This is a genomic window from Salmonella sp. NW1250 (assembly GCF_051812965.1).
In the GTDB taxonomy this organism is placed as follows: Bacteria; Pseudomonadota; Gammaproteobacteria; order Enterobacterales; family Enterobacteriaceae; genus Salmonella; species Salmonella enterica.
Map to the genome: position 1 here is coordinate 86,460 of NZ_JAMNDD010000010.1, position 23,958 is coordinate 110,417.

General features: G+C 54.2%; 12 protein-coding genes and 3 pseudogenes. 5 read left to right on the forward strand and 10 right to left on the reverse strand.

The window, feature by feature from the left end:
* The first annotated feature begins 4 nt into the window (after positions 1-4).
* A complete protein-coding gene (gene ppx / locus NBA72_RS17330) occupies positions 5-1,546 on the forward strand; it encodes an exopolyphosphatase (protein WP_023181768.1) in 1,542 nt (513 codons plus the stop codon).
* 35 nt (positions 1,547-1,581) lie between these two features.
* Here ppx and NBA72_RS17335 read toward each other — a convergent pair whose 3' ends face one another.
* Both NBA72_RS17335 and NBA72_RS17340 read right to left on the reverse strand, forming a co-directional pair.
* Positions 1,582-3,795, reverse strand: a complete 2,214-nt coding sequence (locus NBA72_RS17335; RefSeq protein ID WP_079981047.1) for a bifunctional diguanylate cyclase/phosphodiesterase — start codon at positions 3,793-3,795, stop codon at positions 1,582-1,584.
* 96 nt (positions 3,796-3,891) lie between these two features.
* On the reverse strand, positions 3,892-4,029 hold the full coding sequence (locus NBA72_RS17340) for a hypothetical protein (RefSeq protein WP_001540598.1): 138 nt from the start codon (positions 4,027-4,029) through the stop codon (positions 3,892-3,894).
* A gap of 178 nt (positions 4,030-4,207) precedes the next feature.
* On the opposite strand from NBA72_RS17340, the gene NBA72_RS17345 reads away from it, so the two are divergent.
* Entirely contained in the window at positions 4,208-4,399 is a 192-nt protein-coding gene (locus NBA72_RS17345; RefSeq protein ID WP_000075924.1) for a YfgG family protein, read from the forward strand.
* A gap of 77 nt (positions 4,400-4,476) precedes the next feature.
* On the opposite strand, the pseudogene NBA72_RS17350 reads toward NBA72_RS17345, so the two are convergent.
* Positions 4,477-4,596: pseudogene (locus NBA72_RS17350) on the reverse strand (hypothetical protein); the annotation flags it as partial.
* A gap of 139 nt (positions 4,597-4,735) precedes the next feature.
* On the opposite strand from NBA72_RS17350, the gene NBA72_RS17355 reads away from it, so the two are divergent.
* Entirely contained in the window at positions 4,736-5,197 is a 462-nt protein-coding gene (locus NBA72_RS17355; RefSeq protein ID WP_000381627.1) for an STM2901 family protein, read from the forward strand.
* The gene (locus tag NBA72_RS17360) at positions 5,182-5,511 is read left to right on the forward strand and encodes a DUF1493 family protein (protein WP_077905271.1); all 330 of its coding nucleotides are present in this window, start codon (positions 5,182-5,184) and stop codon (positions 5,509-5,511) included. The genes NBA72_RS17355 and NBA72_RS17360 overlap by 16 nt, the downstream gene beginning before the upstream one ends.
* A gap of 78 nt (positions 5,512-5,589) precedes the next feature.
* On the opposite strand, the pseudogene NBA72_RS17365 reads toward NBA72_RS17360, so the two are convergent.
* From NBA72_RS17365 to guaB, 3 genes and pseudogenes are all read right to left on the reverse strand, one after another.
* Positions 5,590-5,907, reverse strand: a pseudogene (locus NBA72_RS17365) (DDE-type integrase/transposase/recombinase); the annotation flags it as partial.
* Positions 5,908-6,042: 135 nt separating this feature from the next.
* Positions 6,043-7,620 carry a glutamine-hydrolyzing GMP synthase gene (gene guaA / locus NBA72_RS17370; protein ID WP_000138296.1) on the reverse strand — a complete coding sequence of 526 codons (1,578 nt, stop codon included), beginning with the start codon at positions 7,618-7,620 and terminating at the stop codon, positions 6,043-6,045.
* 69 nt (positions 7,621-7,689) lie between these two features.
* Complete coding sequence (gene guaB / locus NBA72_RS17375; protein ID WP_000944174.1) at positions 7,690-9,156, reverse strand: IMP dehydrogenase; 1,467 nt, start codon at positions 9,154-9,156, stop codon at positions 7,690-7,692.
* 160 nt (positions 9,157-9,316) lie between these two features.
* Between guaB and xseA the strand changes: the two genes are divergently transcribed.
* Positions 9,317-10,666, forward strand: a complete 1,350-nt coding sequence (xseA, locus tag NBA72_RS17380; protein ID WP_439005018.1) for an exodeoxyribonuclease VII large subunit — start codon at positions 9,317-9,319, stop codon at positions 10,664-10,666.
* Positions 10,667-10,827: 161 nt separating this feature from the next.
* Here xseA and shdA read toward each other — a convergent pair whose 3' ends face one another.
* From shdA to NBA72_RS17400, 4 genes and pseudogenes are all read right to left on the reverse strand, one after another.
* On the reverse strand, positions 10,828-16,215 hold the full coding sequence (gene shdA, locus NBA72_RS17385; protein ID WP_072035824.1) for a fibronectin-binding autotransporter adhesin ShdA: 5,388 nt from the start codon (positions 16,213-16,215) through the stop codon (positions 10,828-10,830).
* 658 nt (positions 16,216-16,873) lie between these two features.
* Positions 16,874-17,092: pseudogene (locus NBA72_RS17390) on the reverse strand (hypothetical protein); the annotation flags it as partial.
* A 158-nt stretch (positions 17,093-17,250) separates the two neighbouring features.
* Positions 17,251-22,857 carry a DUF823/DUF824 repeat adhesin RatA gene (ratA, locus tag NBA72_RS17395; RefSeq protein WP_072035823.1) on the reverse strand — a complete coding sequence of 1,869 codons (5,607 nt, stop codon included), beginning with the start codon at positions 22,855-22,857 and terminating at the stop codon, positions 17,251-17,253.
* 119 nt (positions 22,858-22,976) lie between these two features.
* Positions 22,977-23,945 (reverse strand): SinI family autotransporter-associated protein, encoded by a 969-nt coding sequence (locus NBA72_RS17400; RefSeq protein ID WP_042948335.1) that lies wholly within the window; start codon positions 23,943-23,945, stop codon positions 22,977-22,979.
* Between the last annotated feature and the right edge of the window lie 13 nt (positions 23,946-23,958).

The following is a 23,958-nucleotide window of genomic DNA, read 5'->3' on the forward strand; positions in this document are numbered from 1 at the left end:
CGCTATGCCAATTTACGATAAATCCCCTCGCCCGCAGGAGTTCGCTGCGGTCGATCTCGGCTCAAACAGCTTTCATATGGTCATTGCCCGCGTGGTTGACGGCGCAATGCAGATTATCGGGCGCTTAAAACAGCGCGTCCATCTGGCGGACGGGCTGGGCGCAGATAACAAACTCAGCGAAGAAGCCATGGAACGGGGGCTTAGCTGTCTGTCGCTGTTTGCTGAACGCTTACAAGGTTTCTCCCCTTCCAGCGTCTGTATCGTAGGCACCCATACGTTACGTCAGGCGCAAAATGCCGCTGATTTTCTCAAACGTGCGGAAAAGGTTATTCCCTACCCGATAGAGATTATTTCCGGTAACGAAGAAGCGCGCCTGATTTTTATGGGCGTAGAACATACGCAGCCGGAAAAAGGCCGCAAGCTGGTGATCGATATCGGCGGCGGGTCAACAGAGCTGGTCATTGGCGAAAACTTCGAACCCAGGCTGGTTGAAAGCCGTCGTATGGGCTGCGTGAGCTTCGCGCAGCTCTACTTTCCCGGCGGCATTATCAATAAAGAAAACTTCCAGCGCGCCCGAATGGCGGCGGCGCAAAAACTGGAAACCTTAACCTGGCAGTATCGTATTCAGGGTTGGAACGTAGCGATGGGCGCTTCCGGTACGATTAAGGCCGCTCATGAAGTTCTCCTGGCGCTGGGTGAGAAAGATGGCTTCATTACGCCGGAGCGCCTCGATAAACTGAAGTCAGAAGTGTTGAAGCACCGCTCCTTTAATGCGCTCAGCCTGCCGGGTCTGTCTGAAGAACGCAAAGCGGTCTTTGTGCCGGGCCTGGCGATTCTGTGCGGCGTTTTTGATGCTCTGGCTATCCGCGAGCTTCGCCTTTCCGACGGCGCGTTGCGTGAAGGCGTGCTGTATGAAATGGAAGGCCGCTTCCGCCATCAGGATGTTCGCAGCCGTACCGCAAAAAGTCTGGCCAATCAATACAACATTGACAGAGAACAGGCCAGACGCGTGCTGGAAACCACCATGCAGATGTACGAACAGTGGCAGGCCCAGCAGCCAAAACTGGCGCATCCGCAGCTTGAAGCGTTGCTCCGCTGGGCGGCAATGCTGCATGAGGTTGGACTGAATATTAATCACAGCGGTTTACATCGCCATTCGGCTTATATTCTGCAACACAGCGATTTGCCCGGCTTTAATCAGGAGCAGCAAATGATGATGGCGACGCTGGTGCGTTACCATCGTAAAGCCATAAAACTGGATGATATGCCCCGCTTTACGCTGTTTAAGAAAAAACAGTATCTGCCGTTAATTCAGCTACTTCGGCTGGGCGTATTACTGAACAACCAGCGGCAGGCGACCACCACGCCGCCGACGCTGCGGCTAACGACCGATGACAGCCACTGGACGTTATGTTTTCCGCATGACTGGTTCAGCCAGAATGCGCTGGTACTGCTTGATCTGGAAAAAGAACAGCAGTACTGGGAAGCGGTAACTGGCTGGCGTCTCAATATTGAGGAAGAAAGCTCGCCGGAGATCGCCGCGTAAATTGTGGATCAGACGCCGCGCCGCGGCGTCTGCCTTTACTGAATCTCAGATAATAGCTGCGGCTCGCCAATTAAATATCCCTGAAGATAGTCGATTCCCAACGAGAGCACTACGCTTCGTATTTCTTCGCTCTCGACATACTCCGCGACGACCTGCATATTTTTCATTCGCGCTAAATGACAAATAGAAGCTACAATCTGATAATCGAGACTGTTTGACACTATATTGCGAATAAAACTGCCGTCAATTTTAAGAATATCGGCGTCAACGTTTTTCAGCCGCGCATAGCTGGCGTAGCCAGTACCGAAATCATCAATCGCTATCTGACAGCCAAACTGCTGTAGCTGTCCCAGCGTCAACTGCGCCTGCTCAGCATTGGTAAGAGAGTTGCTTTCCGTTACCTCAAAAACCAGTTGCCAGGGTTCAACCTGATATTGCGTAAGCAGTTGCTTAACTTCTGCAGGGAAACGAGCGCGGCATACTGATGTTGGCGACAGATTAATGGCAAAACGATGCGCGGGCATATATTCCCGGCTGGCCGCCATAAACCGCAGCGTGTTTTCAATCACCCAGAGATCGATAGCGGAAGACAAACCAAACTCATGCGCCACGGGTAAAAAATTGTCCGGGTTGATAACGTCGCCGTTGTCATCCCTGAGTCGCAGTAAAATTTCATGGTAAACGTCCCCACGAACGCCGAAAATAGGCTGCGCCATCAGGAAAAAATGATCGTGCTCCAACGCCTGTTGCAGCCGATTCATCATCGCAATTCTGCCCTTCAAATCGCGCTGCAGGTGCATTGCGCCGCGCCGCTGTAAATCCTCCGGCGCGTTAGTCGTCAACGAAAGATCGGAACTGGTGCTTAATTCGCCCAACAGAAGATAAAGGTGGCTAACCGGAGAACGCACGCAGCAGTAGCTCACGCCGACAGGCGGCTGTAGCGGCAGTCCATCCCAGATAAACCGAAACTGCTTAATATGTTTATCCAGCGCTTCAATACGCTGCTGATGCGCCTCTGTATTAAGACGCAGCACCAGGTCGTGCCCTGACATCTGGTAGACGCACTCATTTGAGGCCAGCATCGGCGTAATCCAGTGAGAGAGCTTTTGCTTATACTGGATGCGTAGCATGACGCCATAATTTTTACCCAATAGCTCCAGGCCCGGCACGTGTAAAAAACAGATCGTAGACCAGGGCGCATTTTGGAGCGCGCGGTTTAACGCACGTAAATTGGGAAGATGTACAACCGGGTCAAGATAGGCCAGCCGCCGTGCGCGACCACTCACTACGCGCTGACGCGTGGCCAGTACAGACATATAATTAACAATAAAAGAAAAAACCAGATAGCTCGAAGAGGTAATCGCTAATTGCGTATCATAACCTGAATACCAGGGCATATAACGCTGATAATAATGAATCGACGTAATTAGCACGACGGCCCAGATAATTGAAATAAACTTATAGCCATAGCGCATCGCGCCCCACAGCATGACCGGCAATAATAACGAAAGCGTATAGTTGGTACTAAATATTGAACTATTATCAGTCAATGGCATACACAGTATAAACATTAGTGTAGTCAATACGGCCAGCCAAATAACGATCTCTTTTTTAGTGGCCTTGCTATCAATCTGTAGCTTTAATTGCTGATAATACCCCCGTAGGTGCAGCGGATTGCGGAGAGTACGAATAATAAAATAGCACAATGGCACGCCGACAAGGTTACCGACCAGTAACGCCTGGTAATTAATCAGCGTGTTGATATTAAAGGGCATTACCCCCATCAGGCTGGCTTTGCTTTCGTACATGCCAACAAAAGCGGCAAACTGGTAGATGACCAGAAATAATGTTGCAGAACAAAATACCTGCCAGAATATTCGTTGAAACAACAGGTGGGCGTCGCCGTGGGAAACATTGTTTCGCCGTGGGGAAAAGACACGATAGCCGCCCCAGCTTAGCACGATAGTGATGATAAAGTGCATCGTCACGGAAAGGGTTTCATACAGCCCTGTCTGCGGGTATCTGCGCCAGAAGATAGCAAGCACAATGCCCGGCAGTGCTGCCCAGCCGAAAAAGAGCATCAGGCTAAGCATAAAAGCTAACGGCAGGTAAAAAAGAACCACATTTCCAGTGCTGGTAAGCGCATAAGTATTTGCGCTACTTAAAACAGGTAGTAAAATCGAAGGAAGGATGAGCGGTAGTCCCCACCATTTATCTCTGATATTTATATAATTTTTATTTAGTTTCATAGATGCTCAGCAGAACCCCCCAATCCCAAAGGGGCGTTAACAGACAGGCATCCCACCTGACTTTAAATTGATGATGCGATATACATCACACGATAGTCATCGATTGTAATTATTAAACAAAAGTAACATTTGATTTAAGTCAATTATTACCTTTCTCCTGCAGCCTTTATTCGCCTTTTTATTCTTTGTTATCATTAATTTATTATTAATGTAAATACTAAAATTATCTTCCATAACAATATAAGATAAATCAACTGACGCAATTTTACATTAAGAGGAATTGACCATCGGTTCGCAGTATGCCTTAATGTAGAGTGAACGCAGGCTTGTTACGTTCTTCGCCTTGATAATACCCTTGAAGAACCCAGCCTGATCCCGCCCATACCGCTGGGCCAACGTTAAGGAACCCTTTGTGAGTCAGGCCAACAGTATGCGAAAACGACATCGATTTAACACTCGCATGACCCGTATCGTACTGCTTATCAGTTTTCTCTTCTTCTTTGGACGTTTCGTCTACTCTTCTATCGGCGCCTGGCAGCACCATCAGGATAAAAAAGAAGCGCAACAGTCATCGCTTTCTGTCACCACACCGGGACAACGTTAAGCTGTTATCCGTTAAAAAGCCCGCGCAAGAAAAAGAAGCTTTAGCGTTAACGCAAAAAGACAACCCACTCAATGGGTTCAGGCCATGATCAGACGCTTAAAGAGCAACCGCGGGATATCCTGCCTGGGTGATAAGATCACATGCGCGGTTACTAAGATTCCCTCGACCGAATACAAAACCCGATAGCCTTCAGCGTGCCCCTATCATGTACTGCAAAACAACCCCGATGATCTTTTTTTTCAAAGAGGTGAATCGCTTACTACCCCGTAATTATTAGTTAGAACAAAGAGATTAGGTGTTGTATAATTGTTGGTCATGGTTAGAAGGGGTGAGTAAATGGACACTACTGAACCATTGAATGGTACCTACTTCTACGGCGGGTTATCCAACCTGACACCACAACAACTATGGTGGGCTATCACCATCGCCGTTGTGAGCGAGCATCTGGGGATCTCAGTGGTTGATGCTGCACTGGTTATCTCAGGGCAACCAATTCTACCTACGAGGGGGAAACCTCGTGGGACAACTCCAGTAACATCAATTGCTTCTAAGTACATCAGTAATTGGTTGAACTATAAACTGCCACCTGGGATCAGATTACCAACGTTGACAGGCAAAACCATCAACTCATTACAGCTAAGCTCAACGAATAATTTAGGTCGTTTCGTTGTTCGTAATGTACCCTGGCTCGGTTGGGTTATGACATTCACTACGATTTATGATATCCAGCGTGATATTAAAGATACATTTAATCGTGTGGCGGTTCCTAAAGATCGCATTCAGTGGACGTACTTCTAATGAGAGATATTGAGAAAGAAATTATCGATTTTATCGATCAGGAATATAACACTAAAAAGTACTTTCTCTGTGGGCCAAAGCGAACCATCACGCTTGATATCAGTATTAAGGATGATCTAAAACTCGTTTTTGAAGATAGTGAAGAACTTCTACAAGAGTACTTCAAGCGTTGGAATGTAGATTCAGAAGGATTTGACATACTCAACTATCTGAATCCAGAGTACTTTGGAAGTAAAGAGCCTGATCCGCGTAAACCACTAACGGTTGGTATGCTCGTTGAAAGTGCTAAAGCTGGACGTTGGTTATATAGTTGAAGAATAAGTTACTATATTTTAAATACCCCTTATTTGGGCTGAGTCGCCACGGATAACCTGGACACTTCTGAGTCGTTGGTAGATCTTTTTCTTTATCCGTTCACGCTTCAGTAGCTGGAAAAAGCTTTCTGCAACCGCATTGTCATGACAGTTGCCACGACGGCTCATACTGCCCTCCAGTCCGTGCAATTTCAGCCATTCATAGCGGGTGTACTGACTATCCTGATCAGACTGAACCAGCACCTGTTTTTGGGGATGACGTCGCCACACGGCCATCAGAAGCGCATTCAGGACAATATCTTTTGTCATTCGTGGTTGCATTGACCAACCGATAACTTTGCGCGAGAACAAATTAACGACCACGGCAAGATACAGCCAACCTTCGTGGGTTCGTAATTACGTCAAATTTGCCGTCAGGAGCTGTGCGCTACACAGAAAACTCATCTATGCACATAAACAAAAACCCTCTGCAAAAACAGAGGGTTAAATTCACCTTTACCTGTTCATGAAAACACAGGAAGGGTTATCGGCTTATTCCCACTCAATGGTAGCCGGTGGTTTACCGCTGATGTCATACACCACACGGGAAATCCCGTTGACTTCATTGATGATGCGGTTGGAAACACGACCGAGGAAGTCATACGGCAGGTGCGCCCAGTGCGCGGTCATAAAGTCGATGGTTTCGACGGCACGCAGAGAGACCACCCAATCGTACTTGCGACCATCGCCCATGACGCCTACGGAACGGACCGGCAGGAACACGGTAAACGCCTGACTGACTTTGTCGTATAGATCCGCTTTGCGCAGCTCTTCAATGAAGATAGCGTCCGCGCGACGCAGCAGGTCGCAGTACTCTTTCTTCACTTCGCCCAGTACGCGCACGCCGAGGCCCGGCCCCGGGAACGGATGGCGATACAGCATGTCGTACGGCAGGCCCAGCTCCAGACCAATCTTACGCACTTCGTCTTTGAACAGCTCTTTCAGCGGTTCAACCAGCCCCATCTTCATCTCTTTCGGCAGGCCGCCGACATTGTGGTGAGATTTGATGACGTGCGCTTTACCGGTTGCAGACGCCGCAGATTCGATAACGTCAGGATAGATGGTGCCCTGCGCCAGCCATTTCACGTCTTCCAGTTTGAGCGCTTCTTCGTCGAACACTTCAACGAAAACGCGACCGATGATCTTACGCTTGGCTTCCGGATCGTTCTCACCAGCCAGCGCGGACAGGAAGCGCTCTTCCGCCGGTACGTGAACGATATTCAGGCCAAAATGGTCGCCAAACATGTCCATCACCTGCTCGGCTTCGTTCAGGCGCAACAGGCCGTTGTCGACGAAAACACAGGTCAGATTTTTACCGATGGCGCGGTGCAGCAGCATTGCGGTGACGGAAGAATCCACACCGCCGGAGAGACCGAGGATCACTTTATCGTCGCCTACCTGCTCGCGAATGCGCGCCACGGCGTCGTCGATGATCTTCGCCGGCGTCCACAGCGCTTCACACTGGCAGATATCACGCACAAAACGCTCCAGCATGCGCATACCCTGGCGGGTGTGAGTCACTTCCGGGTGGAACTGTACGCCGTAGAAGCGTTTTTCTTCGTTGGCCATAATGGCGAACGGGCAGCTTTCGGTGCTGGCGACGGTCACGAAGTCGGACGGAATCGCCGTCACTTTATCGCCATGGCTCATCCACACGTCCAGCAGCGGTTTGCCGTCGGCGGTCAGGGAATCTTCAATACCGCGAACCAGCGCGCTGTCGGTCAGCACTTCGACCTGCGCGTAACCAAATTCACGCTCATTAGAACCTTCTACATGACCGCCAAGCTGCATCGCCATGGTCTGCATCCCGTAGCAGACGCCAAATACCGGCACGCCTGCTTCAAAGACATACTGCGGCGCGCGCGGGCTGTTTTCTTCGGTGGTGCTTTCCGGGCCGCCGGAAAGAATAATGCCGCTTGGGTTGAAGTCACGAATTTGTGCTTCTGTCACATCCCACGCCCACAGTTCGCAGTAAACACCCAGCTCACGCACGCGGCGCGCAACCAGTTGAGTGTACTGAGAACCGAAGTCCAGAATGAGGATGCGATGCTTATGAATGTTTTCCGTCATTGACGCTTATTCCGAGGCAAATGAAACAGATTAAATAAATCGCCCGACGCGAAGGTCGGGCGAAGAAAATCAGGAGCCCAGACGGTAGTTCGGGGACTCTTTGGTGATGGTCACGTCGTGAACGTGGCTTTCCTGGATACCCGCACCGCTGATACGCACAAACTCCGCTTTAGTACGCAGTTCGTCGATGGTAGCACAACCGGTCAGCCCCATACAGGAGCGCAGGCCGCCCATCTGCTGGTGAATGATCTCTTTCAGGCGACCTTTATAGGCTACGCGGCCTTCGATACCTTCCGGCACCAGTTTGTCGGCGGCGTTGTCGCTCTGGAAGTAACGGTCGGAGGAACCTTTGGACATCGCGCCCAGCGAGCCCATCCCGCGGTAGGATTTGTACGAACGGCCCTGGTAGAGTTCGATTTCGCCCGGGGATTCTTCGGTACCGGCCAGCATAGAGCCCACCATTACCGCGCTCGCGCCTGCGGCGATGGCTTTGGCGATATCGCCGGAGAAACGGATACCGCCGTCAGCGATAACCGGAATTCCGGTGCCTTCCAGCGCTTCTACCGCGTCGGAAACAGCGGTGATCTGCGGAACGCCCACGCCAGTCACGATACGAGTCGTACAGATAGAGCCAGGGCCGATACCCACTTTCACCGCGCTGCAACCGGCTTCCGCCAGTGCGCGAGCGCCTGCGCCAGTGGCGACGTTGCCGCCGATGATTTGCAGGTCAGGATATTTAGCGCGCGTCTCACGGATACGTTGCAACACGCCTTCTGAATGACCGTGAGAAGAGTCGATCAGCAGTACGTCAACGCCTGCCGCCACCAGCGCGTCAACGCGCTCTTCGTTGCCCGCGCCTGCGCCGACCGCCGCGCCGACACGTAAACGGCCCTGCTCATCTTTACAGGAGTTTGGTTTACGTTCCGCTTTCTGGAAATCTTTTACGGTAATCATGCCAAGCAGATGGAAGTTATCATCAACGACCAGCGCTTTTTCTACGCGTTTTTCGTGCATTTTTGCCAGCACGACTTCACGGGCTTCGCCTTCACGAACGGTCACCAGACGCTCTTTCGGCGTCATGTAAACGCTAACCGGCTGGTTCAGGTCAGTCACAAAACGCACGTCACGACCGGTGATGATACCCACCAGTTCGTTATCTTCAGTCACCACCGGATAGCCCGCAAAACCGTTACGCTCGGTCAGGGCTTTCACTTCATGCAACGTGGTGGTTGGCAGGACGGTCTGCGGGTCGGTCACTACGCCGGACTCGTGTTTCTTCACGCGGCGAACTTCTTCCGCCTGGCGCTCAATGGACATGTTTTTGTGGATAAAACCAATGCCGCCTTCCTGGGCCAGGGCAATTGCCAGGCGCGCTTCCGTCACGGTGTCCATCGCCGCAGAAAGCATAGGAATATTCAGACGAATGGTTTTCGTCAACTGCGTGCTGAGATCGGCAGTATTCGGCAAAACGGTGGAGTGAGCGGGAACAAGGAGGACGTCGTCAAACGTCAGGGCTTCTTTAGCGATACGTAGCATGGGCAATATCTCACCTGGGAGGTTAATAAATATTGCCGCGGCATTATACAGAACGTAATCGGTTGCATCTACATTTTTTTGCAAATAGTGCTTGCGATCCCCCGTGAGCAGGTTACTATTGATTGAATAACCTGCTGATTTAGAATTTGATCCCGCTCACATGTTATCCTCTCAAACTTCCTCAATTTTTACCGTAAGCCACCTTAACCAGACGGTTCGTCTGCTGTTAGAACAGGAGATGGGACAGGTATGGATCAGCGGCGAGATTTCTAATTTCACGCAGCCTGCGTCGGGCCACTGGTACTTTACGCTCAAAGACGATACCGCTCAGGTGCGCTGTGCGATGTTCCGTAACAGCAACCGCCGGGTGACGTTCCGTCCGCAGCACGGGCAGCAGGTGCTGGTACGCGCCAACATTACGCTGTACGAGCCGCGCGGCGATTATCAAATCATCGCCGAAAGTATGCAGCCCGCGGGCGAAGGCTTGTTGCAGCAGAAATATGAGCAGCTAAAAGCCAAACTCCAGGCCGAAGGCTTGTTCGATCAGCAGCATAAACAGCCGTTGCCCTCCCCGGCCCACTGCGTGGGGGTGATCACCTCGAAAACCGGCGCGGCGCTGCACGATATTCTCCACGTGCTAAAGCGTCGTGACCCATCCCTGCCCGTAATTATCTACCCGACGGCGGTCCAGGGCGACAACGCGCCGGGGCAGATCGTTCGTGCTATCGAACTGGCGAACGCGCGCGGCGAATGTGATGTACTGATCGTCGGGCGCGGCGGCGGTTCGCTGGAAGATTTGTGGAGTTTTAACGACGAACGCGTGGCGCGGGCGATTTTTGCCAGCCGTATTCCGGTGGTCAGCGCCGTCGGTCACGAAACGGACGTCACGATAGCTGATTTTGTCGCCGACCTGCGCGCGCCGACGCCATCAGCAGCTGCAGAAATTGTCAGCCGCAACCAGCAGGAGTTGTTGCGCCAGATTCAATCCGCCCAACAGCGTCTGGGCATGGCGATGGACTACTACCTCGCCAACCGCAGCCGCCGTTTCACGCAGATTTTTCACCGTCTGCAACAGCAACATCCGCAACTGCGTCTGGCCCGTCAGCAAACCGCGCTGGAACGTCTACGCCAACGGATGGGATTTGCGCTTGAGGCCAGGATTAAGCAGGCCACTCAGCGCCAACAGCGCGTAAGTCAACGCCTGAGCCAGCAAAATCCGCAGCCGCGCATTCACCGCGCGCAGTCGCGCATCCAACAGCTGGAATATCGTCTGACGGAGAATATCCGCTCACGGTTAAGCGAACAGCGCGAGCGTTTCGGCAACGCGGTCACGCATCTGGAAGCGGTCAGCCCGTTAGCCACGCTGGCGCGCGGCTATACGGTTTCGACGACAACGAACGGCAAGGTGCTGAAAAAGATCAAACAGGTCAAAGCAGGCGATATTATGACTACGCGACTGGAGGACGGCTGGCTTGAAAGTGAAGTCAAATCCGTCACGCCGGGCACGTAATCCAACGCTCCCCCACCCTTTGCAGCGCGATGTTGGGTTTCGACTTCGCCTCAGCCAACCTACGCGCCACGTCGGATAAGGTGTAACCACAATTCGACGATCAACCGGTTTGTCATTCGCCTCAAAACCGGGCAGGGAACGCCCGCCCGGTTTTGTCTAGCTTACCAGTTATAGCGCAGATTGAGGCTACCGTTCAGATCGCCAAAGTCATTGCTGCCAGTCTGCCCGGCAACCTGAGCGCGAACGCTCCACTGCTTATCGATATCTGCCTGCAGACCCACTTTCAGCTCCGCACGGTTAGCCGGAAGATCCTGTTTTACCGTGGCATCATCAAACGATACCGACACATCATCGCTGGTGTGCAGCCAGTTAGCTTCAGCAAACGGCTGGATAACCGTACGGCTGCCTTTGTACAGCTTGCCGTCAACACGCAGACCCAGGCGCGTTGTCCAACTGTCGCCATCCTGACCATCGATCCGGGTGCCGTAGTTATCCTTCACGCTATCCGCTGAGTAATTCTGCCAGACAACCTGCGCCTGCGGCGTCAGACTGACAGTATTGCCGTTGCTAAGCGCAATATCGTAGCGATAACCAGTTTCCAGCGAGACGGCGTTAGCGGTTGAATCATAAGATTCAGATCCCGCATCACCGCTCTCTACGCTGTTGTTGTAGAAACCATATTGGTACCAGCTGTCGACATACGCACCGCTATGCGTTTGGGCATCGGCAAACCAGGTGGCATAGATGCCGAGGTTGTAGCCGTCTACGTTGGCGCTGCTGGTGAACTGGCTACCGTCTGCGCCACGGTTACCGGTGCTGTCGGTATCGGCGTTGATGTAGCTCGCCATGACGCCAACGGTAACGCTCTGCTGGCCGTTACCCCAGGCCAGAATGTCGCCGCCTAACTGGAACTGGGAGTAGTTGCTGTCCATATCGATATTGCCGCTGACAGCCTCGGATTCCGCTTTACCCGCTTTGAAGCGCGCCCATACGCTGCCATCGGCATTACGATACTGGCTGCCCTCGCGGTCATAGAGGGTCTGCATTTGCAGGTTGCGCGCCATCCACTGGTTGCCCATGTACGCGCCGATATCCGCACGGTACTGCGGTGCGACATCGCCGCCATCGCCGCCATCGTCCGGAGGCGTGACATCACCGCCGTCGCCGTCGTCGTCCGGAGGCGTGACATTACCGCCATCGTCACCGCCATCCGAAGGCGTGTCATCACCGCCGCTGTCGTCATCATCAGACTGTGCTTTTGACGCCAGATACCAGTCGTTGTCACTTTCATTCCAGTACAGACGGTAGGTATACAGACTAGCGTTAACTTCATTTTTTAACACAAACGCATCGCTGGTCGATACGCCGCCAACATCCACCACTTCAATACCGTTAGTGGTCTGTGCTCCATCGCCGATGCCGTTGATGTACAGATCGGTGGTGCCGGAGGCATCGCCGGTAATCACCAGCTTATCGGTCGCCGAATCATCGTCGCCCAGGACGGTATTCAGGTAAAGCGAGCCGCCGTTGCCGGTGTAATTGCCATCAACATAAAGCGTATTGCCAGGCGTGCTGGAGCTGCTACCGCTGGTCATTGTCCCCAAGTTGATCAGATCGCCATTGAGGGTGAAGATAGCGCCTGTCTCCTCGCTGTCGCCAAAGACCAGCGTCCCTTCATTGGTCACCTTACCGTTAACGGTCGTACCGTTGCTGCCGCCGAAGGTCGCCCCGGAGGCAACGTTTACTGCCTGCTGGCTGCCCATTTCGCCAATCGTACCGTCTCCGGACAGCCATAGCGTGCCTTCCTGTACGTTGGTATCGCCGCTATAGGTGTTCGCGCCGCTCAGCGTCAATTTACCCGCGCCCAGTTTGGTCAGCGATTTACCGTCCCAGTCGCCGTTGCTGGTTTTATCGCCCAGTACGCTGGTGACTTCAAAACTGTCGCCTGCGCCCAGAGTAAACGTGCCGTGTGCTGGCGTCGCTGACGTGGCGGTCGCATTCCAGCTCAGCCCTTCGGTAAGCAAATATTCTGACGCATCTTCAGGATTGATTGTCCCGGTTACGGTCAGATAGTCCGGCTGGTCAGTGAGGTTCATCGTCAGGCTGGTAAAGTCGCCGCTGATATCGCTGTCCATATCCATCAGTTTAAAGGACTGGAACTCCGCATCGGAGGCGCGCGCTTGCAGGCTGGCGTCGCTGACGACCAAATCGCCGCCAAGCGTGGCGCTGCCGCCGGTGATCAGCGGTTGCACTGAGTCACTATTCAGCTCAACGTTCAGCGTACTGCCATCTTGCTGAATTAACGCGCTGTCGCCGAGATCCAACGAGGTGCCAAGCGCCAGTTGGGTCGTCGCGCCGCTATGAGTGGTGATGCCGCCCACCGCGCTGACTTCACCGTCTGCGTCCAGCACCAGCGTGGCGTTATTGTCTACCAGACCGGTGCCCAGCGCCGTCGTACTGGCGGCGACCAGCGTACCCTCATTGATGGTGGTGCCGCCGCTGTAGTCGTTGTCGCCGGAGAGGATCAGCGTGCCTGCGCCTTCTTTGGTCAGCGATTTACCGTCCCATCTGCTACCCGGATCCAGCGTGTCATCAACGTCTGTCAGTGTAGCCGCAACGTTAAAGCTGCCGTCAGGGTCGCTCAGGGTAAAGGTGCCGTGGGCGTCGGTAGTGGCGTTGTCTCTGTCCGCATACCAGGAGAGGGAGGCCGTCAGATCATAGTTGGTGTTGTCCGTTTCATCGACTTTTCCGTCGATAGTCAGGAAGTCAACATCTTCTCTATTCATTCCCGCGACGGTCAGATTGTCGAAATCACTCGTAATGGCGCTGTCGCTGTCAATCAGCGTGTAGGTGTATGCCTCAGGCGTCCAGCTGTCTGTAACGCTGCCGATGCCGGTAACATTCAGAGTGCCGCCCAGCGTGACGCTGTCGGCGATAATGGCGCTTTCACCGTTGGCCTTACTGAGGTCAATATTCAGCGTACTATCGGCTTGCTGAGTCAGCGAGTCGACGTTGAGCGTCGTACCTTTGGCCAGCTCAGTCGTTGCTCCAGACTGGGTCGTGACATTCGCAAGGTTGAATTCGCCCTCCGCGTCCAGCTTCAGCGTACCCGCGTTATAGACATCACCGCCGCCCAGCGCGTTAACGTTGGCAGCAATCAGCACACCGTCGTCAATGGTGGTGCCACCGGAGTAACTGTTATCGCCGCTTAACGTCAGCTCGCCCGTACCGGTTTTCACCAGCGAGCCGCTGCCGGAAAGCGTATTTTCCAGCTCGCCCTCGCCCACCTTAAGCACGCCGCTGTTGTCGATATCGCCGCTGCCTAACGAATCCGCATGGTCAACCGTCAGCGTACCGCCGGAAATAGTGGTGCCGCCGGAGTAATTGTTATCGCCGGTCACGATCAGCTCATCGCTACCGCTTTTGACAATTTGGCCCTCGCCGGTCACGTTGTTATCCAGCGTGCCCTGGCTCAGCGCAAGCTTTGCGTTTTCTGCAATCGTCACATCGCCAGTGCCGAGCGAGGCGGCGTCTTTGGCGGCCAGAATACCGCCGTCAATTTCAGTGTCGCCGTAGTCGTTGCCGGTGTTGCTGAGGATCAGCGTGCCGTCGCCCTGTTTGGTTAGCTTGCTGCCATCCCAGTCGGAGGTAGCCGTGGTTTCGTCTAGTTCGCTGGTGACGGTAAAGGTACTGTCTGCATCAACGGTAAAAGTGCCATGCGCAGCGCGCGCAGAATTTGCGCCCGCGTACCAACTCAAACCCGTAGACAACTCGTAGTTGGTATTATCATTCGCATCAACGCCCGCGTTGATCGTAAGGTAATCCGGCATAGCAGAGGTGTCGGCATCCAGCGTTACGCTGTCAAAATCGGTAGTGATCGCAGTTTGCGAATCAATCAGCGTGACCGATCCAAAGTGTTCGTCGGTTTCGGGCGCGACAAAGGTGGCCGTTGAGCTAAGGTTCAGCGTCCCGTCCAGCGTGACGTTGGCGGCTTTGATAATTGGCGAGCTGTTGGCGGTATCCAGCGTCGCGTTTATCTGGCTGCCGTCCTGCAAGGTCAGGGTATTATCCACCGTCAGCAGCGTACCTGTCGAACCGCTCGCGTTGCCCAGCGTAATGCCGCCGTCGTTGGTCAGGTTGCCGACGGTTGACGGGTCGGTCATGTTCCACTGGCTGGTGTCGTCGAGCGACAGCGTAGTAAACATCGCATCTACACTACCGGTTAACGTGGACCCCTGGCTTAAAGAGAGAGATGACGATGACATGTCAGTCTGGACAATGTTGCCGGTCAGCATCGTTTTTTCGGCCTGAATAGTCGCTTTGCTGCCCAGCTTGATCACTTCCGGCGCTTCAAATGTGCTGTCGGTCACCACAATAGGACCGTTAATCGTGGTATCGGCGTCTATGTGCAGCGCGATCCCCTGCCCTGTTTTGTCCGTGTCGGCGTTAATCACGCTGTTGCTTATTGTCAGCGCGTTGAGATCCTCATACCCGTCAAGTTTTCTTTTGCTGGTGATAAAGATGCCATCGCTGTCGGCGTTAATGGTGACGTCGTTGATCCTGGCGTCCGACGCCAGAATATACACGCCCGTACCGGCAGAGGTAATGTTGCCGCCTGAAATATCCAGGGTGGTGGCGTTGTTGGCCCGCACCGCCGCGCCGCTGGCGTTGGTATGCGTTATGGTCGCGTTGGTGAGATTAAGATCGGCCTTATTGCTGCCCTGAATGGTGTCCTTCGTACCTGTAGAGCTGACCGAGCTATCAGACAGGTTCAGGGTGGAACCCGCATTTGCCGCGTCGGTACCGGCAACAACGTTTATCTGGCCTTGCGCCAGGGTGATTGTGCTACCGTCCAGCACGTTCAGCGTACTGCCTTGTTGCACCTGCGCGCTGCTGCTGTTAGCTGCCTCAACGATGGTGCCGTCCAGCGTTGCTTCTGACCCCGTATACAGCGTCATTATGCCGTAATTGCCGTCAATCTTTAGCGTACTGTCCGTTAACGTCAGTTTGCTGCCATCCGCTGCGGAAATACCCAGAGAATAAATACTATCAGTGGTTATCTCCGTGTCGGTAAGATCAAGGATGGCGTAATGATCTATCGAAATGGCTTTGGAAACGTACTTACCGCCATCCGGAGCATTTGCCCCGCCCCCGGTCGTTTCAATGACGAGCCCCGTCCCTGTGACCGTAGTGGGCTGCCAGCCGACGGTGGCGACACCCGAGACATAGAGTGCCGCGCCATCCTCAACTCCCGAATAGGCCATCGGCGGCGTTGACTTATCCAGAACGTGGGTCTGTGCATCAGCATATGATACCTGATTGTCGGCCATGGCCAGCGGGCTGAAAAATCCGAGCGCCGCAGCCACGGCGCAAGCCAGCGCCGCTCGCGTAGCTTTTGTTATTTGTCCATATTCGGACTTTTTATTTGGGGAATGGGTTTCACTCGCGCATACTTGCGCTTTAACTTTGCTGTGGCCTCGCGCCAGTTCTGAAGCCACAACATACATATTTCGCACGGCGCTCCAGACAATACTGTAGGTCCTGTTCAATTTTTAAATTTCCTTTTAATAACGTTCACGAAGCAAACTGGATTTTGATTGGCTGTAAATAGCTTTTAAATGGTGTATATAAATGAGATAAATAATAAATGATAAAAATATGGTTTTATGAATGATTGCAATCACCTGTAACAATATATTATCAAAGCCAAATTATTAACCAATTTCAAGGCCCATTTCAATACCAGGTCAATTTTTGATTAATTTATAATTGATATAAATATATCCATCTCTTTTATATATATTTATATTGTGAATATCATTTAATGATTTCATATATTGAGATAAATAGATGCGCGAGGCAAAAAGGGGTAATTATCATGCGACACCTGGCGTTATTTTAAATATACTCGTCATACTTCAAGTTGCATGTGCTGCGGCTGCGTTCCCTCACCCCAGTCACTTACTTTAGTAAGCTCCCGGGGATTCGCTCGCTTGCCGCCTTCCTGCAACTCGAATTATTTAGAGTATATAGGTAGCGCCAGACGCGTAATACGTTACTCCACACACGTCGCATAACCTGCTGTGCTTGCCGGCTTAATGGCGCAGTTTTGTTGCCTGGTATTCTCATCCACGCCGCAATACATGCCGCCGCTCGAGGTTGATTTAGATAAACAGGGATAGCCCTGCGTCGGCCAGCCTAACGAGCTACAGGATTCGCCGCATCAGATCGCAACTGAACGCTACCCTGATATACCGGGATCGTTACACTGTCGGCCTGCGGCGGAGTGCCGTTAATAGCCGCAGTTTGCTCAGTGAGTTCCTGCCATGCGCCGCTGCTTCGCACGGCCTGCGCGAAGAAAGGCGTTAAACTGAGGGCGCATAGCAGCAGCCAGAATAAAAAACCGACACACTTTTTCGATTTCACTGACGTACCTGAGAAAGGTCCATTTCGTTGCAGTTCATTCCGTGAATACAAAAACGTAAAAATGCATCGCTACCGGAACAACGCCAGCCGCAAGGGATACCCAGGTTGGGCGACGCAATGCGTCACCCAACATTCAAAGGCGCTCCCGGCCCCATTCACTACGGCACCCGGCACGAGCCTAAGCCCGAGGTCGTCGATTTTTCACGATTACAGGTTGTCTGGCCGGTCGTTTCGTTAAATGAACAGTAGACCTTATTGCTTTGACCTTCATCTTGCGACACATAATCCCAGGACGATGTCGTCGGCCATTGCAACGTGCCGATAACGCTCTGCAACGCTTTCAGATCGTCCAGCGAGGCCATATTTTCCTGCGATCCGCAAAGATGTGTCAGCGATGTTTCAACGTGCTCGGACTGATAATAATAGTTCGACGCCCAGTATTCGTTAGTCATCAGCCAGGTATACTGGGGCATGGCAGAGAGCTCGGCTTTCAGATACGGGCGGCGCAGCGTAACGCCGTTCACCTGCACGGTATCCGGCATATGACCCCAGTATGACGCATACGGCGTATCCGGGCTGGTTTGTACCGTAAAGATTGCATCCACGCTCGCCGCCTCATCAAATTGATTCGCAAGCGCCGCCGTGACAGACGTTTTTAACCCCGACGATTTATCCTGAGTTAACGTAAACCGCAACTTACCGTCATCGCCAGTGAAGCCAGACCATTTTGTGCTGAGGCCATTCTGGTTATTAAACGCCACTGCCGCACCCGCCGCAGGTGCAACCGGCGTCAGCATCATATTCGCTGGCGAAGTTGTAAACGGAACCGGCTCGCCAATCACGCCGGGATCAATGTATTGCTTATCCACCGCACCGCGCGAATAAGCGTATCCACGCGTCAACAGTACGGCCACCCCGGCCTGCGGCTGCCCGTCGTCGTTAGTCACCGTTACCGTCATCGGTATCGTTTCGCCTTTTTTCGCCACGGCCGCTGATTTATCGGCGTTCCATGCGTCGGAAGAGAGCGCGATATTCAGCCCGCTGCGCGATGTTGTCAGGCAGAGTTGTAAGTAGTAGTTACCCGGGTTTTCCGACATGCTGTAGTCTTTCCCCGTCTTGAGATCTTTATACTGCCAGTAAAGGGTTGAGCCTTTCAGCAGGCTATCGCCCGCCCACCACCGCTTCCCGACGGGCAATCCAATATCGGTCGCCACCTTGCCGCCTGGGTGATCCTTGTACAGCGCCGTGAAATCATCTATCGCAGCCATCTGATTCATCCGACACCCACCGTAATTACCGGTATTAAAATTATTCACCATGACCCAGTATTCATTGGTTTCGAAATATTTATCCGTGTGCGCCTCCGATGAAGGCTCGCCTACCACCAGCGGGCGCTTAAACTCCGCACCGTTGCTGGCGGTGAAGGTCTCCGGCATATGGCCGTACATGTTGGCCTTGTCGCTGTCCGGGCTGGTGAGGACAGTGAACACCACCGGCAGCGATGAGGTCGCCGTCGGCGTATCGTACAGACTCGCGGTCAGCAGGTTTTTCAACCCTATGCCGCCGGGTTCGGCAAGTGTCAGAGTCAGCGTACCGTCCGCGCCGGTGGTGCCGGTCAGAGCCGATGTGGCATAGTAAAACTGTTGCTGCGCACCGGCTAGCGGCGTCACCGTCATGTTGGTGCCGTTAGTGGCTACAAATTTATTATAGTCAGTGTTGCGCGGCGTCCCGGCGTCGCGTTTAAGCGAAAAAGCCGTATAAGGCATCGGGTTGCCCATCGCATCGGTAGTGGTGATGAGCAGCGGGATCGACTCGCTGTTTTTCGCCTTCACCGCCTGAATAGCGTCATCCATCGCCTGCGGGGAGGTGAGGGTGATCTGCGTGGCCTGCGGTATCGGCGTCCTGGCGCAAATTTGGTACTGCCAGACAGAGTTGGGCGAGCTGTTTTCTGACCGACGCGAACCATCAGCCAGATCGACTACGTAATAGAAGTCAACTTTTGCCCCGCTGGAAAATGACGTCGAGTTCGATCCGCTCCAGTAAGAATAGTAGACCGGCCAGCCCTGGGCAGTATTTATCGTTCGGTTCGGGTATTTGCTGTAGAGCGAATCCAGCGCCTCAACGGCAGGGTAATAGCCCGCCGCGCAGCGGGCCGGATTTGCCCCTGTATTGGCTGGCCCATGAAAAATCGCCCAGGTTTCGTTGGTTTCTTGCTTAGACGTAGTATTGTCCGTACTGGCCAGCTCAGCGTACAACAGCGGGCGCTGGTACACCGCGCCATCTGCCGCCGTCAGCGATGGCGCCATATGCCCCCACATGCGGGCGACGCTGACATCCGGGCTGGTGACGACGGTAAAGATGGTGTCAATGCTGGCGCTCACGGCGGCATTTTCATACAGCGTCGCGTTAATCGCGGTGCGGGTGCCGTGGGTGTCCGGGCGGGTAACACTAATAATGCGGGTGCCGTCAGGGCCGGTCTGCGACCCCATTTTAGTGGTGGTCCAGGCCAGCGATTCGCCGTCGATCACCACGGGCGTCACGATGCCTTGCAGATCGTCACCGTCCTGGGCGGTATACTTTTCGCCACGGCGATCGTAACCGTCGCCGCGGGTGAGCACAAACGGCGCTTCCGGGATCGGGTTGCCGCTGGCGTCCTTCACCGTCACCTTGAGTTGTAGGCTATCGCCCTTTTTCACTTTGACCGCGTGGACGTCGCTGCCGTCGTACCACAGCGATGGATCGACCGGTTCAATGGTGATGGCGGCTGGTACCGGGTTGTCGCTGGCCAGGCAGCTGGCATAAATGGAGACGTTGCTGTTGGCAAATTCACTGCCGTTCGCCAGCGCAATCAGTTTCCAGGTGGTGGCGCTCTGGTAGGTGGACGACCAGTAGTTAAGATAGACTGGCCAGCCCTGAATGCCGTTAATTTTGCCGCCACTGTTGGCGTTGTACAGCGCCTCAAGCTGGTCGATGCGCGGCAGGCGGTTCGCCGCGCAGCCGCCCGCATCCGGGTTGCTCGCCGCGTCGGTGTGGGCCACTCGCGTCCAGGTCTCATTGCTCTCGTCCTGGGTACGCAGCGGGTTGCTCACTTCACCCGCCAGTTTGGGCCGCTCAAAGGTCCAGTCACCCACGGTAATTGTGTCGGCCATATGGCCCCACATTTTGGCTTTTGCCGTATCCGGGCTGGTGGCGACGGTAAACTTCACGCTGCGGGAAACCGGCGTATTGATGTATGAATGGATGGGCACGATGCTTAACTGTGTCAGCAACCCCACGCCCTTATCCTGGGTGAGGATAATGGTCGCATCGCCGTTGGCGTCGGTGATCCCCTGATAAACCTGTCCGGCAACGTAGCCGACGCCGTCAAACTGCATCTCGCCGTTGCTGGTATCGGTAAAACCGGTCGTCAGCCCGTCGCGCCGCCTGCCGTTCGCCATGGTGACGGTGAAGTCGGTATTGGCGATCGCCATGCCGTTAAGAGCGTTGCGCGAATGGATGTTCAGCTTAATCTGTTCACCCACTTTGGCGCTCATATCGGCGTTTTTAGTCGCCGGGTCGTCGTTGAAATAGACGTCCAGCACCGCCACCATTTCGTTGGCCGAGCAGGTCAGGTAGTTCGGCGTATCGGTAAATTTGCCGCTATCGCCGTTTTCGAGGTTGACGTGTACCGTCCCGGAGGCGTCGCTGTCGGCGGCGATGTAATAATCTTCGGTCGGCCAGCCGTGTTCGCTTTCCATCTGCCCGCCCGCATGTTCGCTGTACAAATGCGCCAGCGACGACTGATCCGGCACCTGGCCGACACCGCACTGCGCGGTGGCCGATGCCACGGAGTTAAATGTCGCCCACTGTTCGTTGTTTTCGTCGAACTGGCCGTCTTTATGGCTGGCCTCCACCGCCAGCAGCGGACGTTTGTACAGGTTGCCCGCATCCACCACGCCGCGCATATGGCCCCACATGTTGGCGCCGTCCACGTCCGGGCTGGTGACCACGGTGAAAATCACGCTAAAGGGCAGCTCGACGTTGCCGCCTTCGTCGTCCGGCATCACGATGCGGATAGGCGTTTCGACCCCCATACCGCTGTCGTGTTTTAACGTCAGATGCGCCTGGCCGTTAACGTCAGTCACGCCGGTATAGTGCTCCGGCGACGAGGCTCTCATGCCTTCGGAATCGACGGTGACCCGCTGGTTATCCCACGCGTCCTGATGCTCCCCTTTGCGGTTTGTCGCCGGGTCGATAAACAGCTCCATATAACGGTAAGGCAGCGGTTTTTGCGTGTCCCGGTCGACTACAGTCATCGTCAGATCGATCTCGTCCCCCACCTGCGCTTTATACGGCCCTTGTGGGGAGAGAGTAATCTGCGGGTGCGCCGCAGGCTGGGCTTTATCCACACAGCTGACCAGCAGCGTGTCGCTGTCGGCGGCCCTGGCAACCGACGCGCTGTTCATATGTACGGCAGCGTGGTAGCCGCTCATCTGATCTTTGGTCGACGACCAGTATTCGGCATCGTCCGTCGCCGGCCAGCCGGTGTACGTTGCCAGCGTGCTGTGCTCATGTCGCATCTGCACCAGTTGTTCGGCGTCCGGCAGAATATTGCAATGGTTATCGGCGCCGTTCCAGTCGAACAGCGCCCAGGTTTCGTTGGTATCGACGACGCTTTTGTCAGCGCCGCTCGCTTCCGCCGCCAGCTTCGGGCGGGTGAAGGTGTAGGTTATACCGTTCAGCGTCGCGGTGGTGCTCTTCACCATATGGCCGTACATACTGGCCTTATCGCTGTCCGGACTGGTGATAGTGGTGAAAATGACGGCGGTTTCAGCCGTAAGCGCCGGGAAGTTGACCGAGCTGACAACCAGCGGCGTTTTGACGCCGGGGCCTTCCTTCTGGGTGACCACCACCGTGGCGTTGCCGTTGGCGTCAGTGACGCCGCGATATTCCGTTTGGGTGGTCGTAAGTTCGGTATCGCCAACGCGAACCGGGTTGGCATTGTTGACCACACCCTGGCGGTTTATTGCATCCTCGCGACGGATCACAAACGGCGCATTGATCGCAGGCGTGCCGTCGCACGCTTTGGTGGTGATGGTGAGGGTGATGCTCTCCCCTACCTTCACTTTTGATGCCTCAAAAGCCGAATCAACGTGATCGCCGCTGACCGTAACCGGCGTGTCAGTGGCCGGTTTAATGTTGAGCGTCACTTTCGGGCTTAACAGCGGAATGGTCGCATAATTCGGCACCCCGGTATTCGTAAAGAGCCACAGCGCGGGAACGTTGGTTTCATCTTCCACCTGCGCCCAGGCCACCAGCTGTCGCCCGGCGAGGTTTTGGGCGCAAAAGGTCAGGTTCGGAACCGGCTGCGGCGAGAGCGGCGTATCGGGCGTGGCGGCATCGGCCCATACCAGACCCATGGCGGGCGGCTGGCGGTTTTCCCAGGCGATGGTGGGCGGATCGCTAAAGAGATCGCCTTCGGTATCAGTGGAATTGACCGCCTGCATCGAGGTTGAGGTAGCATCCGCGCTAAAATCGCGCGGCATGGCGCTGAATTCAATATCGTGGGTTTTGCTCGGGTCAAGCAACGTACTGCCCTGATACAGGGGGATAATGGCCCCGTCGGCCAGCGGCGCGGTGCCGTTAACCGCGCCGGTCGTCGAGTTCAGCTCTTGCCAGGTTCCGCCCTTCAATAGCGCCTGCGCAGGCGCGATCGACGCTGCAAACATGACCAGTAATGTCAGTAAGAAATGTACAACTTTATTCACTTGCCGATTCCTGTCCATGAGCGATAGCCACCCGTTTTCATTCTCTGTCGTAATTCAACCCACTTTGCTTAGCGCGCGGCTAAGCAAAGTGCGCGGAAAATACCACTCCCCGCGGGGAGTGGTATGTTGAGGACAACTTATTTGCGTTTGTAGTCGATGGACAAAGCAAAGCCCTGGACACCGTCGGTACCCACGGTAACGCCGCCTTCCGCACCCTCGAACGCCGTTTTCGCTTCGGCGTTGGTAAGCGGGATGACAAGGTCTTTATCGTTCCAGCTTTCGTTGACAATACCGCCGGCACCAGTACCTGCTTTTGCGCTGGTCCCCATGAATTTCCAGCGGTAGTCATACTGGCTGGTAACCTCTTCACCGGTATCGTATTTACCTGCCGTACCACCCTCTTTATCTTTCCACAACAGAACCTTATAAGTTGTGTTGGTTTTGAGCGGAGTAGAGGTACCCAGCAGGTTGGTGGTTGAGCCAGACTCGTAGATCACAACATGGACGTTTTCATCCACCACCGGACCTTCCGGAATATCGTCGCCATCCGCACCACCGCCCGCATCGGTCGACAGGTCTTTCAACAGCAGTTCGGTTGCCACGGCAGGGTCACCGGTGGTGGTGGTTGGCGTGATTTTGATACCGATATAATGGTCTGCGTCAGCCGCCTGAATTTCATAGGTATCGCTACCTTCGGTGCCAATCTCTTCGGGATTGCTACCATTCTGGTCGCTGTATCTCATCCACTGCACCGTCTGTTTCGTGGCGGCGTTGTCGGCATCCAGGTCGCCTTCCGTATCGCCAATCGCCCAGTTCACCGTGACCTTATCGCCAACGTGAAACTGCTTATCGCCTTCGGTCACAATTTTACGATCGCCGCGATCGATAGTTACCGTTACGTGATCTTTGTCGGTATCCGCGGTTTTATCCGCCGCACGGGTAATCCACGGCACCGTACCCTGAATGGTGCCCGTCTGGTCAGTGGCACTCTGCCACTGCCCCGATTTCAGATTACCGTTTGCCGCCACCGCTGGCGCGGCGCAATATCCGGCAACTACTAATGCTAAAGCGACCTTCGTCAGCCGCCGTTTTACTGTTGCTTGCATTCAGACTCTCCTT